Source organism: Enterococcus sp. AAFC-DPL-6103, assembly GCF_058216595.1.
The window spans coordinates 294,070-310,500 of record NZ_CM177102.1; the positions used below are offsets into that span (position 1 = coordinate 294,070).

Here is a 16,431-nt window from a genome sequence, read left to right on the forward strand (position 1 = left end):
TAACGACGTAATTAGTCGAAAATTAAATCACTTAATGCATGCTATTTTTATGAGAAAGATGGGTGAGTAAGATGCTACGAAAAAGTTTAGTAACAGACACTGTAGCATTAGTTACAATTAATGCTTAGGGTTTGGGCTATGAATGGAACAAGTAATGTGTTCAAGAAAAAATCCGAGAGTTTCAACAAGATTCGTTTCATCATTTTTTACTTGTTTTTGAAGATCTTGATGAAGAAGTGCAGGATACGTTCACGCAGAAGTTTATTTAACCTGGTATTCCTTGTATTTTTAGGTTTAACTGTAGGAAGAAAAGTACGATGTCAAGGTATTGGAGACGGCCTTGAGCAAGAAGGAAGACGCCGAAAGTATGCGGGGGTTCGTCTGAACTTTGGTCAAGAAAGAGTGGATGCGCATCAATTTTATGAAGTAGGTTATCAGTCTACCAAGAATCAAAAAAAGCTTGATTAAATATCTTTAACTATGAAGAGTGTGTGCATAAAAAACGAGAGGCTAGGAGGTTACGTTTCCTAGTCTCTCATTGATTGATTCGTTATTACAAGCCAACAATGTTTATTCAAACATTTTCTTAGCTGCTCTTGCAAGTGTTGGGATGTCTTTATCATAACGCGGTGTTTTGACAAGACGTGACATTGGGATCCCAGCAAAATGGAATGCGGCAATTTCACCAGAACGAACAGCACTTTGTTCTGTAAAAATCATTTGATAAGGTTGTTCGACAAACTCGCCAGTGAAGGCAAGGTTTGTTGAATGTTTTGGAATAACTTTTGGACGATCTGTTTTTGCCCGATTATTGAACAACGCAGAAGCATAAGGCATATATACTGGAATGTTATTAATAACACTAGCAAAAATGTCTTCTTCTTTTTCTCTGATATTTACTGGACCAGGATCAACTTTTGATAGTTGACCAATAAGTTCTTGCAACATTTCTCGGCCAGTCATTTCAATATAAGGTTTATTCACAAACTCGCCATGACGACGTGGGTAAAGGAAGTAACCCCAAATAACCGTTTCATTTGGTTTTTGTGAAGTAAAATGTGGTTGATGATGAACCACGATCGACATATTGACATCTTTATGACCTAAAGGGGTGATTGGCGTTGTTGAAATAAATGAATTCAACGCGTTGCCGGGTTCTTGAGTGGTAATTCTTGCAATTTCATTCAGCAACAAATGATTTTTAGTTGTTAAAGTAAAGCTGACCCATTCGCTAGTATCTCGATCAGCAAAAAACTTGTCGGGATTTCCCAAATTATAGAAACGTTCACTTGCTTTTTTCCACAAACTTGAAGCGGCACCGTAGTCCATATTTTCGGCAGCAGGTGTTTCGTAATCGCCCAAAGTTGCTGAGTCAGTGATTGAGCCATTGGTAAAGATAACAGCGGTATCGCTGTCAACAATAATATGTTCTTTTTCATTTGTTTCTGTATTGATCATTTCTAAACCAGTTACAGTGATTTCATCTTGCATAGGTGTTTCTTTGAATTCCCAGTCAGTGACTAAACGATTCAAGATGATCTGACAACCTTGGTCTTTTAAATAATTGATCAATGGCAACATGATACTTTCATATTGATTGTAGCGTGTACGGTTGACACCTACTAAATGTTCGATTTGTGTAAATTCATAAATCATTTGGTGCATGTAACGACGAAGTTCTTGAGCAGAACTTTGGGTGCGGAAAGCAAAAGTTGTTTCCCACATGAACCAGAAATTTGTTTCAAAGAAATGAGGAGATTCTTTGAAATATTCAGCTATTGTTACGTTGTCTAATTTTTCTTCTTCTGAATCAGGCATCGAAATTAGTTTTGTTAAGAGTAAGCGGTCTTTATTGTTGAATCCTAGTTTTCCACCATCAATAATTCCTTTTCCACCTTCTAACAAACGTGCCTTGTCGTATGTTCGATGTTTGGCATCAAAGTCGCGTGTGTCTTCCGCTGCAGTCATTCCTGGTTCTGTTGCAGATGGAATGCGACTGAGTAAATCCATCAAGTCAACATAGGTTCGATAGTTCAGCATTCGACCACCACGAGCAATATAGCCTTTTGTATTTTCCATCGGATGGTTTTTATTCCAATATTCATCTGTGACGGTGTCTGTTGGTGCGCCATCATTTGCACCGTGGTCATCTAACGAGTAAAAAGTGATTTGATTTCCTTGCCATTTTCCTTCTTGAATTAAATACACAGCAGCAGCCATATTGGCAATGCCTGCCCCGATCATGATTGCTTTACTTTTTTTCATTGCGATTCTTCCTCCAGTACTTGGCTTTGACAACTCTGATGATTGGACGACTAGATTGATTCATATTCGTCATATAAATGACTGTCATCTTCAAAGAAACCCGTCTTCTTTCCAACGATAAGTGCACTAATTGCTAGAACACCTAAACCAATGCTTAATTTTAGTAGTTTCTTGTTCATAAGAAAATCCTCCTTTATTTCTCGTGACATCTCTCTTATGTTTTAAATGATAGACCCAATAGTTAAAACTACCAAATGATACGCGTGTCAAAAAAAGATTTTTTTGACACGTTTTGTAGTCTGTCTAATTTATATAAGTAAACATGACAAACGAATTTTTTTGTTCTGATTGGACGAGACCTCTTGCATTCTTTACAATAAAGTTATGGATAATGGAAGAGGTGTGATATGTGATGTTTGATGAAACGTTTATTTTCTATTTGGAATGGGCCATTTTTGTTTTAAATATTTTTTCCATTTTAATTTTGATCGTGGGAATATTTTTAGTGCTTAAAACGTTATTTCAGTTTCAGTCGATAAAAAAAAGTTATGTACAAAGAAATCAGCGCAATGCAGAAGTTAGAAAATTGCTGGCTAGCTATATTTTATTGAGTTTGGAAGTGCTAGTTGTGGCGGATATTGTTGAATCAATTATTCGACCAACTTGGGCAGATATTTTGAAGTTGGCTGTGATGGTTATCATTCGAACAGTGATCTCTTATTTCTTGAACAGAGAAATTTCGGATAAACAAAAACGAGTAAGGGGGAGTGAAGGATGAAGGATATGTTGAATGAACAATTCTTGTCTTATGCACAATACCTCGTTTTAGGATTTAATTTTTTGGCTATCTTATTGTTACTGTGGGGAGCGGTATTATCCGCAAAAGATTTCCTCTATTTTTCATTTGATAAACAATTAACTAAACAGGAAAAAATCAAAAAGAACACGGAAATTAAAAAAATGTTAGGTGGCTACATTCTACTAAGCTTGGAAATTATTATTTCTGCTGGAATCATCGAGTCGATCATCAAACCAACATTGAAAGATATTTTTCAATTGGCGGCATTAGTAGGAATTCGCACGATTATTTCTTATTTCTTGAATGAAGAGTTGGGTGCTTTTGATTCTTCTGAAAATGAAAGATGAATAGGAAGGAAGCAAGGAAAACCAGCTAATAGATAAGCTAAATAAAGATGATTGAATTATTTTCACAAGTATAAATTGATGTTTAGTTTCAGTCTGAAAAAAACTATTTGAACCTGTGATACTAAAAAAGTGAGGCAAAACAGATAATGTTTTTGTCTCACTTTTTTTATTTGGATAAAAATAACTTGATATGGATTGATGTAAAGTTATTTTAAATTCAATAAATGTTTTGTTTTTATTCTTATTTTAATAAGAATAAAAATTGTTTGTATATCAATTGAAAAGGCTTGCTTGTGAAGTGGGTAGTGGTATAATTTGAAATGATTAAGTAGCAATTTCTTGTTCTAAAAACAACATTCAATTAAAAAAAGAGTACAAAAAAAGCACCGAATACAGTGCCAAAATTTGTTTACGGACTAAGCCTTATTTTAACTTGCTATGTTGTTTTGAATGCTACCAACAAGTACATTTTATCACATATTCGAGAATACACAACAGAAATATTCTTTTTATTTTTACAAAAGAAGTTACAGAAGCAAATTTGGGAGGGGTAAAGATGAGAAAAAATTACACGATTGGTCTTGACATCGGCACAGCAAGTGTCGGATGGGCAGTGCTGACAGAAGATTATGATTTAGTAAAACGAAAAATGAAAATTTCAGGTAATACTCAAAAAAAAGCAGTCAAAAAAAACTTTTGGGGTGTTCGCTTATTTGAACAGGGTGAAACCGCTGAAGGACGACGATTGAAACGGACGACTCGTAGACGAATCGCTCGACGCCGACAACGAATTCAATATTTACGTACGATATTCGGTGAAGAAATGAATCAAGTCGATCCGAATTTTTTTGCTCGTTTGGATGAAAGCTTTTCTATCACAGATGAAAAAGAAAATGAACGTCATCCGATTTTTGGAAGTATAGCTGAAGAAGTAGCTTACCATGAACAGTTTCCGACGATTTATCATTTACGTGAGCATTTAGCTAATTCCTCTGAGAAAGCAGATTTACGTTTGGTTTATCTTGCCTTAGCGCACATTATTAAGTTCAGAGGACATTTTTTGATTGAAGGAGAACTGAATACAGAAAATTCTTCTGTTTCTGGAACGTTTGAACAGTTTATCCAAGTCTACAATGAAACCTTCAACGTTGAAAAAGAGCTGGACTCACTGACCGCTTTAGATAGGATTGCCGAGCAAAAAATTTCTCGTATGAAGCGAGCTGAACTGATTTTAAGTCTATTTCCTGAAGAAAAAAGTACAGGAGACTTTGCGCAGTTCATTAAAATGATTGTTGGAAATCAAGGGAATGTCAAAAAAACATTTTCGTTGGATGAAGATGCTAAAATCCAATTTTCAAAAGAAGAGTATGAAGAAAATTTAGAAACTTTACTCGCTGAAATAGGTGAAGATTTTCGCAGTGTGTTTGATGCAGCAAAAAGTGTCTATGATGCGATTTCGTTGACCAATATTTTGAAAGTAACTGAAGCTTCCACACGAGCAAAATTATCAAGTAGTATGGTTGCGCGTTTTACAGATCACAAAGAAGATCTAAAAGCATTGAAGCGATTTGTTCGTGAAAACATACCAGACGAGTATGATGATCTATTTAAAAACAAAAAAGTAGCTGGGTATGCGGGGTATATCGATGGCGGTGCGTCCCAAGAAGCATTTTATAAATATTTGATAAAAACGCTAACGAAAACGACAGGTGCGGAAGATTTCTTAGCAAAAATAGAACAGGAGGATTTTTTACGCAAACAAAGAACTTATGATAACGGTGTGATTCCTTATCAGCTCCATTTAGAAGAATTAAAAGCAATTATCAAAAATCAAAAACCATATTATCCCTTTTTAGAGGAAGCAAAAATTAGCCAGCTCATGACATTTAGAATTCCTTATTATGTAGGACCATTAGCACAAGGAGAAGGGGGCTTTTCCTGGCTAACTCGAAAAGAATCTGGAAAAATTACACCATGGAATTTGAATGAAAAAGTAGATATCGAAAAATCAGCAACGGACTTTGTGGAACGGATGACCAATAACGATTCTTATTTGCCAATGGAAAAAGTCTTGCCTAAACATAGCTTATTATATGAAAAGTTTACTGTTTACAATGAATTGACCAAGGTAAAATACATTGATGATAACGGACGTGTGCAGAATTTTTCGAGTAAAGAAAAACAGCAAATCGTCAATGATCTATTTAAACAACAACGAAAAGTCAAAAAAGAAATACTAGAGGCCTTTTTAAAAAATGAATATGGCATTGAAAATCCAAAAGTGGAAGGAATCGAGAAAGCTTTTAATGCAGGTCTAGGAACGTATCATGATTTAGTCAAACTGGGTATCCGACCAGCGTTATTTGAACAACCAGAATACGAACAACACTTTGAACAAATCGTAAAAATTTTGACTGTCTTTGAAGATCGTAAAATGCGTCGTAAACAATTAGAACAGTTTTCCGACTTATTAACTGAAGAAGAACAAAAGCAATTGGAACGTAAACATTACAAAGGGTGGGGACGTTTATCAGCCAAGCTGATTCATGGTATTGTTGACCAAAAAACACAAAAAACGATTCTCGATTACTTGATTGATGATGATGATCTACCAAGAAATCGTAACCGTAACTTTATGCAATTAATTAACGATGAAAATCTATCCTTTAAAGAAGAAATCGAAAAAATAGCTTTTGACAATGACAAGAATACAGAAGAACGTGTCCAAGAACTAGCAGGTAGCCCCGCAATCAAAAAAGGAATTTTACAAAGCTTGAAAATCGTGGAAGAAATCATTGAGATCATGGGGGAATTACCAACAAATATTGTGGTAGAAATGGCGAGAGAAAACCAAACAACCGCGCAAGGAAACCGTGCTTCGCGGGCACGCATGAAATATTTAGAAGAAGCGATCAAAAAATTTGGTAGTAGTATTTTGGAAGATGAACCGATTAGCAAGGACGCTAATTTACTGAGAAATGATCGCTTGTTCTTATACTATCTCCAAAATGGGCGTGATATGTATACCGGCGATGAGCTAGACATCAACAACTTATCTTCCTATGATATTGATCACATTATTCCCCAAAGTTTCGTAAAAGATGATTCCATCGACAACCGTGTATTGACTACATCTCGTATGAACCGTGGCAAATCAAACACGGTACCTGCTGAAAATATAGTGAAAGAAATGCAACCTACTTGGGAAAGACTTTTGGTTTCCGGACTGATCAGCAAAAAGAAATTCAGTTATTTGACGAAAGCAGTCAATGGCGGTTTGACGGAAGAGGACAAAGCATACTTTATTCAACGTCAATTAGTTGAAACACGCCAGATCACAAAAAATGTTGCTCAGATTTTACACCAAAAATATAACAATCAACAATCATCCGAAAAACCTGTTCGTGTGATTACGTTAAAATCTTCTTTAGCAAGCCAGTTTCGAAAAGATTTTTCGTTATATAAAATTCGAGAACTCAATGATTACCATCATGCACAAGATGCTTACTTGAATGGGGTCATTGCACAAGCTCTATTGAAAGTTTATCCTAAATTAGCACCTGAATTTGTCTATGGGGATTACACGAAAGTTTCCATTCGTGCACTGAACAAAGCGACCGCCAAAAAAGAGTTCTATTCAAATATCATGAACTTTTTTACAAGCGATGAGGTGTTAAAAAACAAAGAAACTGGCGAAGTCCTTTGGAATCGCCAAAGAGACATCAAGACGATCAAAAAAGTGATGAACTATCATCAAATGAATATCGTAAAGAAAGTTGAAATACAAACGGGTAGATTTACGAAAGAATCAATCTTACCTAAAGGACCTTCAAAAAAATTGATTGCTAGAAAAAACAACTGGGCACCCGTCAATTATGGTGGGTTCGACAGTCCAACAGTGGCATATTCTGTTATTATTACTCATGAAAAAGGAAAAGCGGCGAAAGTTGTTCAACAATTAGTGGGAATCAAAATTTTAGAACGACAAGCGTTTGAAAAAAATGAAGTCGGCTTCTTAGAAGAAAAAGGCTTTATCCATCCTGAAGTTCAATTGAAGCTTCCAAAATATTCTTTGTATCAATTTGCCGATGGTCGTCGTCGTTTATTAGCAAGTGCAGATGAATCTCAAAAAGGCAATCAAATGGTCTTGCCAGATGACTTAGTTGAACTATTGTACCATGCCAAACATGTGGATGATTCCGGTGGTAAAAGCTTGCTTTATTTAGAAAATCATCGCGCAAAATTTACTGAATTATTAGAAGTAATCTTACAGTTTACCGATCGCTATGTTGGTGCGGAAGACAGACAGAAAAAAGTCCGTGATTTATATGAAAAGAATCGTGATGCAAATATGAAAGAATTAGCATCATCATTTATTCAATTACTTCAATTGAACAAACAAGGTGCACCAGCAAGCTTTAAGTTCTTCGGAGAAACAATCGAACGAAGTAGATACAAAAACACAGCAGAACTATATAAGGCAACATTTATTAATCAATCAGTTACAGGGTTATACGAAACTCAAAGAAGGTTGGTCTGAGTCAATGGGGTGGCGGACAGTAGTAGTAAATACGCATTCTAAATTGACTTACAAAAACAATCATTTAGTTTTTCGGACATATGATCGCCAAGAATTGATCCACCTGTCTGAAATTGATGTTCTCCTACTGGAAACAACAGATATTACGTTAACTACCATGCTGATCAAACGCTTGATTGATGAAAATATTCTGATTCTTTTTTGTGATGATAAGCGTTTGCCTATTGGTAAATTGTTATCTTTCTATGCACGTCATGATAGTAGTTTGCAATTAGCTCGGCAATTGGAATGGAAAGAAAACAGAAAAGCGGAAATTTGGACTGAAATCATTTCACAAAAAATCTTGAATCAAAGTCAGTTACTAGCTGGCTTTGACCTTCAAGAAAAAGCAGCCTCACTTCTTAACCTGCAAAATGAATTAGAAATTTTTGATCCTAGTAATCGCGAAGGTCATGCTGCAAGAATTTATTTCAATGCTTTGTTTGGTAAGGAGTTTACACGTGAGGCGGACAATTCAATCAACGCCGGTTTGAATTATGGCTACACGTTATTATTGAGTATGTTTGCAAGGGAAGTTGTTCAAACAGGTTGCATGACGCAACTTGGGTTAAAACATGCAAATCAGTTCAATGATTTTAACTTAGCAAGTGATTTTATGGAACCATTTCGACCACTAGTTGATCACATCGTTTATGAGAATCAGCATCGGGAATTTCAAGTAATCAAACGAGCACTATTTGATTTGTTTACGAATAATTACCCTTACCATAACAAAAAAATGTTTTTGACCAATATCGTTAGTGATTATACGAAAAAAGTAGTGAAATCACTAAATAACGAGATAGAAAGGGCGCCTAATTTTAGGATATGAGCTATCGTTATATGAGAATGATTTTGATGTTCGACATGCCGACAGAAACTGCCGAAGAGAGAAAAATTTATCGGAGATTCCGAAAGTTTTTACTTAGTGAAGGGTTTATTATGCACCAATTTTCTGTTTATAGTAAAATTTTGCTGAATAACACTGCTAACACAGCTATGATTAATCGATTGAAGCAACATAATCCTAAAAAAGGATTAGTAACAATTTTGACAATTACGGAAAAACAATTTGCGCGAATGCTCTATTTGACAGGAGAACAGGATACTTGCATCGGAAATTCAGATGCAAGGGTCGTTTATTTAGGAGAAGCACATGATGAATTTGAACTTTAAGCTACTCGATGAATCATTAAAATTAAATTTATCAACAATTTTAGTGATTGAAGATGTAAAGACTTATGCACATACTGTTGAACAGTTCTATCATTATGATGAGACGAGTGATCTAAAATTGTTTGATAAAAATCAAAAAAACCTCAAAGAATCTGAACTGATTTTGATTACAGACATTTTGGGGTATGAAGTGAACTCACCTGCAACATTGAAATTTATTTACGCTGATTTAGAAAATCAGTTGAATGAAAAGCCAGAAATCAAAACGAAAATTGATCACCTGTCGATGGAAATTGCCAAAGTGATGCAGCATGAGTTGTTAGAACATGCGCTAGATCTTGAAGAAGATGAGTTGACCCTCATGGAGATATTTAAGTGTTTAGGAATACGGATCGAAACAAAAAGTGATACTATTTTAGAAAAAATGATTGAAGTAATCCAAGTATATCGTTATCTAGTGAAAAAGAAATTATTAGTATTTGTGAATGCTTGTTCTTATTTAACAAAGGCAGAATTACAAATATTAATTGACCATATTTCTTTATACAATGTGGATGTATTATTTTTGGAACCTAGACCAGTTGAGGGTGTTACTCAGCAAATTCTAGATCAAGATTATTTTTTGACAACAAAATAACAGATATCACTTATCTTTTCGTTCTTTGACAAGTAAATCAAACTAATGAAGCATTCATGCTGAAGCCTTGCTATGGGCGAATAGTGCGATTACGGAACCTCAAAAATATTTATCCGAGGTTTTAGAGCTATGCTGTTTTGAATGCTTCCAAAACGTAAGTGTTGTTCTACCATTATATGCTTTTGTTTTAGAGCTATGCTGTTTTGAATGCTTCCAAAACTCAATTTCATTGATAATCACAGCTCCTTGAGTTTTAGAGCTATGCTGTTTTGAATGCTTCCAAAACACCATCAATTGTTTTTTGATTCCAGCCTGTGTTTTAGAGCTATGCTGTTTTGAATAGATACAAAGATTATTTTTCCTGTTGTAGATTGAAAATATGTTTGATTTAGTATTGATAGCAGGTGTGTTGCTCTCAGTAATATTTCTTTCATGCTGAAAAGGTCTACCAAGCTTTCTAAGACAAATGGGAATCCTTCGTGAGTTCGATACGATGATCCTCACTACCGCATACACACTGTTCACCGACAAAAGATAGTTGATGTCAAGTAAAGGCTATCTGAATTTTCTGTACGATGACTCTAGCGAATTCTTGATATAATCAGAGAAGTAATTGTTATGGATTTAAAGTATGGTTACTTGAGATTTATGATAATCATGTTCGACACAGTTTTATAAAAATAAAGACAAAATCCTACAAACACAGTATTTTTTCTGTGTCTGTAGGATTTTTTGCTTATCATAAAATGAAAAACCGTAGAGCCGCCAAAGAAATCATTCCCACGATGACGATTACTAATAAGTTTTTAGAAATGATTGCACTGAGAACAGTTGGCAAGGAAGCAAATAAGTTTTCCCAGTCGATGCTTGGAAGATGTCCCAAGTTTTGAACGAATAAACTATTGAACCATAGCGCAGACATGATAACGATTGGAACGAAACTTAAAAATTCTGCTACGGGTTGAGAAAAGTTCATTCGCTTAATGAACAAAAAAGGTAAGACCCTTGATAACCAAGTTGCTAAGCCGCAACCTAAAATAGTAAAAAAGAGATAACTAGTAGTATACATGTTTCATCATCACCCCAAATCCACAGCCTAAAAGTGTTACTACAATAATTAATAAGTTACTTGGTATAAAAATCAATCCGAGAACGATTGCTATTAACGTAAATAAAATAACGGAAAATTGTAGAGAAAGAGGTAATGTTCGATCTGCGATTACCTGAAGATAAAGTAGGCCAATAAACATTGCAACAATTGCAAAATCAAGTCCAAATTGTTTGGGGTCATTAATAAAATTACCCATCAGAGCACCAATCATTGTTGCGCCGATCCATGTCAAATAAGAAATAATATTTGCTGTGTTGAGCCACTCAAATGATAACTTTCCTTTACTAAAATTCAACTTGTTCATCCCTAACGCAAAACTTTCATCTGTTAGCAGTGTTCCTAGCATTACATTTTGTGCTAATGAGTTTTCTTTTAAATAATTTGCTAAAGTTGTACTCATGAGGATCATGCGTGAGTTGACTAGGAAAGTAGATAAAATAATTGATAATACAGGGCTTGAAACAGTTAACATACTGACAGTGATGAATTGTGCAGAGCCTGCATAAACAAAAGCTGAGAGCATGAAAATAACGAATAAATGAAGACCAGCAGCATGTCCAACGACCCCGAATGCAATACCAATTCCGATATAGCCAAAAACAGTAGGCAAAGTGTCTTTGATGGCAGTTTTATAATCTAATTGTCCGTTCATCTTTATTCTCCTTTCTTGATGTGCCACTAAGCATAGCAGAAAACTTATTGTGATTCTACTACTGTGTCAAAATAAATACGCGGAAATTTTCTCTAAATTTTTGTCAAGAAAAGTGAAACATTTAGTTAAGTGTAAACGATTGCGTTAAACTAAAAATAGATGATTGGATTTTTGGGAAGGAGAAAAGAAGTGTGAGTGATTTAGAGATGTATCGCAGGTTATTAGCAATTGCTGAAGCAGGTTTGTATTATGGAAAAGATGAATTTGACAAAGAACGGTATCAAGAATTAAAGAAACTTTCTTTGGAACTACTGAGTAGGGTTGGGCGGGAATCTGTTGCTGAACTATTTCAATTAACAGAACAAAATGAGGGATACCCGACACCTAAAGTTGATGTACGCGCGTATATCAAGCATGAGGATAAGGTGCTGCTAGTTGAAGACAAAAAAACAAAAGAATGGGCACTTCCTGGTGGCTACGCTGAAGTAGGTCTGTCGCCCAAAGAAAACATTCAAAAAGAAGTGTTAGAAGAAACAGGATTAATTGTTCAAGTAGATGAGTTATTGGGTATCTTTGATACGAATTTGAGAAAAGATATTCCACAAGTCTATCAATATTATAAACTGATTTTTAGTTGCTCAATTATTGAAGGCTCCTTTGTTGAAAATAACGAAACTTCAAACATGGATTTTTTTGCGTTAGACAACTTACCTAAACTATCGGTAAAACGAACGACGAGAGAACAACTGGAATATTTGCAAAAACAAAAGAATACTTATTTTGAGTAAAGTGATTCAAACGATTGAGTCAAATTGACTGGCAGATGTGCTGATTGATTTGGCTTTTATTTAATTAAAATAAATTGTTGCATTTGCAACAAAAAAGAGTAAACTAGAAAATAAATAAATGAAAAGAGGAATTTGATTGGTAGAGATTCTTCGGGATATTGGTGTGATTGCTCGAGCTTTAGATTCCATCAGTAACATTGAATTCAAAGAAGTTGATTTGACACGTGGTCAGTATCTTTACCTTGTTCGTATTTGTGAAAATCCCGGAATCATCCAGGAAAAATTAGCAGAAATGATCAAGGTGGATCGAACTACAACTGCTCGTGCCATTAAAAAGTTGGAAAAAAATGGGCTGATCGAGAAAGAACAAGATCAAGAAAACAGAAAAATAAGACATCTTTATCCAACAAGTAAAGGAAAAACTGTTTATCCATTAATCATTCGAGAAAATGAGTATTCAAATCAAGTTGCTCTACAGGGGATTACAGAAGAAGAAGCACAGCAATTGAAAATTTTATTAGAAAAAGTGAGTGCAAACGTGAGTGATGATTGGAATTTTGTAAAAAAAGGAAATAAACGAATTTATTGAGAGGAAATTATACTTTATATGGCAGAAATAACTCTAAAAAAACTAACAGAAGATGATGCACAACAACTGCAAGCAATCAGTATTGAAACATATGAAGATACATTTGGAGAATTTAATACAGATGTAAATATGACGATTTATTTGGAAGAAGCTTATGAAATCGGCAAGTTGCGTCGAGAACTAATGACGACTGGTTCGGAATTTTATTTATTAATGGTATCTGATGTACCGGCAGCTTATCTAAAAATCAATATTGATGAGCAACAGTCAGAAGAGATGTCAGCAGATTTTTTAGAAATTGAACGTATTTATGTACGAAAACAGTTTAAACGTATGGGTTTAGGAAATCGTTTGATGGAACTAGCTGTTGCGAAAGCGAAGGAGAAGAAAAAAAGAAAAATTTGGCTAGGTGTTTGGGAACACAACAAAACAGCGTTAGCTTTTTATCGTAAATGGGGATTTACTCATTTTAGTGAACATATTTTTTATATGGGTGATGATGCGCAAACAGATTATATTTTTGTCAAAGAACTTATTAGAGAGGATGGAAAGTGAAATGAAAAAGGTGATAGTTGATCAAAGCTTTTGGGAAATTTTTCCGAATGCAACAATTGAATTATTAGTTATCGAAGGAATCAATAATCAGGTTGATCCGTCCAATGAGGCGAAAGCTACTCAGTTACTGGGTCAAGCGGCTAAAAAAGCACAAGTTTATCTAACGGAGGAGCCATTTAGTCAAAATGAAGTGATTGTACAGTGGCGACAAGCTTTTACGAAATTCAAAACGAAAAAAGGTGCGCGTTCATCCATTGAAGCTTTATTAAAGCGAGTCAGTCAAGGGCGTGAATTCTCACCGATCAATCCATTGGTGGACTGTTACAACAGTATTTCTTTGGAATATGGCGTGCCGTGTGGGGGAGAAGATCTAGAAAAAATAAAAGGTGATTTACAGTTGGGAAAAGCAATTGGTGGCGAAAAATTCTTACCTTTAGGTGCGCAAGAAGATGCGCCGGCTTTACCAGAAGAACTAATTTATTTTGATGAAGAAGGAGCAATTTGTCGTTGCTTGAATTGGCGTGAAGCACAGCGGACGATGTTGACGGAAGAAACAACCAAGGCGATCTTGGTGATCGAATCAATCAATGAAGAACAGGCAGCCCGGGGTGCGCAGGCAATGGAAGCTTTGAAAGAATTAACGGAGAAGACATTCGATGTAAGTGGAAAAAGAAGTACGTTAACAGCCAAAACCCCTGAAACAATTATTTGATAAAAATACTAATGTTAGCGTGCTAGTGTTAAATGGAATATGAGTTTGGAAAATGTTCGTGTTTTACTGATTATTCTAAATTTTAGTTTACTTATGTTGCTAATTATTATATGATTAAACACGTTGTTTTAGTGTTTAATCATTTTTTTACGAACTTATTTTTTAATGTTCGGATTTTTAGGAGGATGTCAGATGAAGGAAAAAATACTTTCCTACTTCGAGCTAGAAAAGCTAAATACTACGGTCAAACGTGAAGTATTAGCTGGTTTTACTACGTTTATTTCAATGGCGTATATTTTATTTGTTAATCCAACTGTATTGGGTGCTTCTGGTATGGATGAAGGAGCGGTCTTTACAGCAACAGCCTTAGCGAGTGCATTAGGTTGTATTTTGATGGGAGTTTTAGCACGTTATCCAATAGCAACTGCGCCAGCGTTAGGAATTAACGCATTTTTTGCGTATTCCGTTTGTTTGGGAATGGGTATTCCTTGGGAAACAGCACTAGCAGGAGTATTTGTCGCTTCATTGATTTTTATTATCATTACGATTTTTAAATTGCGTGAGATGATTATTGATGCGATTCCAGCAGATTTAAAGTATGCAATTTCTGGTGGTATTGGTCTATTTATTGCTTTCTTAGGTTTGAGTGAAGGCGGAATTATTGTAGCAAATGAATCGACATTAGTTGGTTTAGGTCCCTTGAACGTTGGATCTACTTGGTTAACTATTTTTGGTTTGGTCGTGACAGCTATTCTATTGGTTCGTCGTGTGCCAGGTGGAATTTTTATTGGGATGATTGGAACTACATTACTTGGTTTAGTTACTGGCTTGATCCAAATGCCAACACAAATTATTTCAGCTGCACCAAGTTTGAAACCAACATTTTTGGTTGCTTTGAAACACATTGGGGATATTAATTCTTTACAAATGTGGGTCGTTGTTTTAACTTTCTTATTAGTTACGTTCTTTGATACGGCTGGAACTTTAGTTGGTTTAGCCAATCAAGCAGGATTCATGCGAGAAAATAAAATGCCTCGAGTTGGTAAAGCATTGGCAGCTGATTCAACAGCGATGTTGGCTGGTTCATTGTTAGGAACTTCGCCAGTTGGCGCTTATGTAGAATCTTCTGCAGGGATCGCGGTTGGTGGCCGTTCTGGTTTGACAGCTATTACAACGGGTGGATTTTTCTTATTAGGCTTGTTCTTCTCGCCTTTATTAGCAATCGTGACGCCACAAGTGACAGCACCTGCATTGATTATTGTTGGTGTATTGATGGCTCAGTCACTTCGCCAAATTGAATGGGGAAAAATGGAAATTGCGATTCCTTCTTTCTTGATTTTGATTGGCATGCCGTTAACTTACAGTATTTCTGATGGGATTGCGTTAGGATTTATTTTCTATCCAATCACAATGATTGCTGCTAAACGTGGAAAAGAAGTTTCGCCTATCATGTATTTATTATTCTTTGTTTTTATTGGCTTTATGTGGATTTTAAATGTGAATTAACAAATAAATCGTTACCTATTTGTAAGTGAACTAACTTACAGATAGGTTTTTTTTAATTAAAACAGAAGAAAAGAGACAATTTATTGATTTGTAGGCGTTTTATTAGTAAAATTGTGATGAGGAAAACTAACTCACAATAATTGGAGGTAACATCATGAAACACACAAAATTAGCAACAACAGTCGTAACTTTGGCAGCAGCAGGAATGTTTTTAACAGCTTGTGGCTCAGATTCAGATAAAGGAACAGCAGCATCTTCAAGCACTGCTTCAACAACAGAAGTAGTTTCAGGTGCATCAGTAAGTGATAAAGCAAGCGACTTAGAAAAAGCGTTAGGTGCTGATGGTAACTGGATCGTTGCAACAACTGCAGACGTTACATTTGATAACGATGTAACAGTTGCTGGTGAATTCCATGACAAAGGTGAAGCAGGTAACGATATCTATCGTAAATTTGCTTTGTACGCACAAGATGATAAACGTAATGTAACAGATGAATACACAGTAACAGTTCCAACATTGATCGTTGAATCAGAAAACTTCAACATCGTTCACGGAACAGTTAAAGGAAATATCGAAGTAAAAGCAAATGGTTTTGTTTTAAACGGTGCGAAAGTTGACGGAAACATCACATTTGAAAAACAAGAATATAAAGATTCTGCTGTTTTAGATAAAGATGGCGCATCAGTAACTGGTGACGTAACAGTCGCTGAATAA

The 16,431-nt window shown here is 35.3% G+C and carries 17 protein-coding genes; 13 read left to right on the forward strand and 4 right to left on the reverse strand.

What is annotated here, in order from left to right; all coding sequences use genetic code 11:
* Positions 1–138 precede the first annotated feature (138 nt).
* A complete protein-coding gene (locus AC4BC3_RS01465) occupies positions 139–468 on the forward strand; it encodes a hypothetical protein (RefSeq protein ID WP_490466776.1) in 330 nt (109 codons plus the stop codon).
* Between the two features lie 102 nt (positions 469–570).
* Here AC4BC3_RS01465 and AC4BC3_RS01470 read toward each other — a convergent pair whose 3' ends face one another.
* A complete protein-coding gene (locus AC4BC3_RS01470) occupies positions 571–2,265 on the reverse strand; it encodes an oleate hydratase (protein WP_206909364.1) in 1,695 nt (564 codons plus the stop codon).
* Positions 2,266–2,315: 50 nt separating this feature from the next.
* A complete protein-coding gene (locus tag AC4BC3_RS01475) occupies positions 2,316–2,444 on the reverse strand; it encodes a methanol dehydrogenase (protein WP_206899385.1) in 129 nt (42 codons plus the stop codon).
* Positions 2,445–2,677: 233 nt separating this feature from the next.
* Between AC4BC3_RS01475 and AC4BC3_RS01480 the strand changes: the two genes are divergently transcribed.
* The 6 genes from AC4BC3_RS01480 to csn2 all read left to right on the forward strand — a co-directional run bounded on the left by AC4BC3_RS01480 (position 2,678) and on the right by csn2 (position 9,803).
* Positions 2,678–3,043, forward strand: coding sequence for a DUF1622 domain-containing protein (locus AC4BC3_RS01480; protein ID WP_490466777.1), 366 nt, complete (start codon positions 2,678–2,680; stop codon positions 3,041–3,043).
* Positions 3,040–3,411, forward strand: a complete 372-nt coding sequence (locus AC4BC3_RS01485) for a DUF1622 domain-containing protein (protein ID WP_206909360.1) — start codon at positions 3,040–3,042, stop codon at positions 3,409–3,411. The genes AC4BC3_RS01480 and AC4BC3_RS01485 overlap by 4 nt, the downstream gene beginning before the upstream one ends.
* Positions 3,412–3,967: 556 nt before the next feature.
* Positions 3,968–7,951, forward strand: a complete 3,984-nt coding sequence (gene cas9 / locus AC4BC3_RS01490) for a type II CRISPR RNA-guided endonuclease Cas9 (RefSeq protein ID WP_490466778.1) — start codon at positions 3,968–3,970, stop codon at positions 7,949–7,951.
* A 4-nt stretch (positions 7,952–7,955) separates the two neighbouring features.
* Positions 7,956–8,822, forward strand: coding sequence for a type II CRISPR-associated endonuclease Cas1 (gene cas1, locus AC4BC3_RS01495; protein WP_490466779.1), 867 nt, complete (start codon positions 7,956–7,958; stop codon positions 8,820–8,822).
* On the forward strand, positions 8,819–9,166 hold the full coding sequence (cas2, locus tag AC4BC3_RS01500) for a CRISPR-associated endonuclease Cas2 (protein ID WP_206909353.1): 348 nt from the start codon (positions 8,819–8,821) through the stop codon (positions 9,164–9,166). The genes cas1 and cas2 overlap by 4 nt, the downstream gene beginning before the upstream one ends.
* Entirely contained in the window at positions 9,150–9,803 is a 654-nt protein-coding gene (gene csn2, locus AC4BC3_RS01505) for a type II-A CRISPR-associated protein Csn2 (RefSeq protein ID WP_206909350.1), read from the forward strand. The genes cas2 and csn2 overlap by 17 nt, the downstream gene beginning before the upstream one ends.
* A 739-nt stretch (positions 9,804–10,542) precedes the next feature.
* On the opposite strand, the gene AC4BC3_RS01510 is transcribed toward csn2, so the two are convergent.
* Together AC4BC3_RS01510 and AC4BC3_RS01515 are read right to left on the reverse strand one after the other, a co-directional pair.
* Positions 10,543–10,872 (reverse strand): AzlD domain-containing protein, encoded by a 330-nt coding sequence (locus AC4BC3_RS01510; protein ID WP_206909348.1) that lies wholly within the window; start codon positions 10,870–10,872, stop codon positions 10,543–10,545.
* Positions 10,859–11,566, reverse strand: a complete 708-nt coding sequence (locus AC4BC3_RS01515; RefSeq protein ID WP_206909345.1) for an AzlC family ABC transporter permease — start codon at positions 11,564–11,566, stop codon at positions 10,859–10,861. Before AC4BC3_RS01515 ends, AC4BC3_RS01510 begins: the two co-directional genes overlap by 14 nt.
* Before the next feature lie 206 nt (positions 11,567–11,772).
* Between AC4BC3_RS01515 and AC4BC3_RS01520 the strand changes: the two genes are divergently transcribed.
* The 6 genes from AC4BC3_RS01520 to AC4BC3_RS01545 all read left to right on the forward strand — a co-directional run bounded on the left by AC4BC3_RS01520 (position 11,773) and on the right by AC4BC3_RS01545 (position 16,431).
* Positions 11,773–12,354, forward strand: a complete 582-nt coding sequence (locus tag AC4BC3_RS01520; RefSeq protein ID WP_490467272.1) for an NUDIX hydrolase N-terminal domain-containing protein — start codon at positions 11,773–11,775, stop codon at positions 12,352–12,354.
* A 136-nt stretch (positions 12,355–12,490) separates the two neighbouring features.
* Positions 12,491–12,943 (forward strand): MarR family winged helix-turn-helix transcriptional regulator, encoded by a 453-nt coding sequence (locus AC4BC3_RS01525; protein WP_490466780.1) that lies wholly within the window; start codon positions 12,491–12,493, stop codon positions 12,941–12,943.
* A gap of 18 nt (positions 12,944–12,961) precedes the next feature.
* Positions 12,962–13,498, forward strand: coding sequence for a GNAT family N-acetyltransferase (locus AC4BC3_RS01530; protein ID WP_490466781.1), 537 nt, complete (start codon positions 12,962–12,964; stop codon positions 13,496–13,498).
* Position 13,499: 1 nt separating this feature from the next.
* Positions 13,500–14,210 (forward strand): B3/B4 domain-containing protein, encoded by a 711-nt coding sequence (locus AC4BC3_RS01535; RefSeq protein ID WP_206909340.1) that lies wholly within the window; start codon positions 13,500–13,502, stop codon positions 14,208–14,210.
* Between the two features lie 192 nt (positions 14,211–14,402).
* The gene (locus AC4BC3_RS01540) at positions 14,403–15,716 is read left to right on the forward strand and encodes an NCS2 family permease (protein WP_067483128.1); all 1,314 of its coding nucleotides are present in this window, start codon (positions 14,403–14,405) and stop codon (positions 15,714–15,716) included.
* Between the two features lie 154 nt (positions 15,717–15,870).
* A complete protein-coding gene (locus AC4BC3_RS01545) occupies positions 15,871–16,431 on the forward strand; it encodes a bactofilin family protein (RefSeq protein WP_206909338.1) in 561 nt (186 codons plus the stop codon).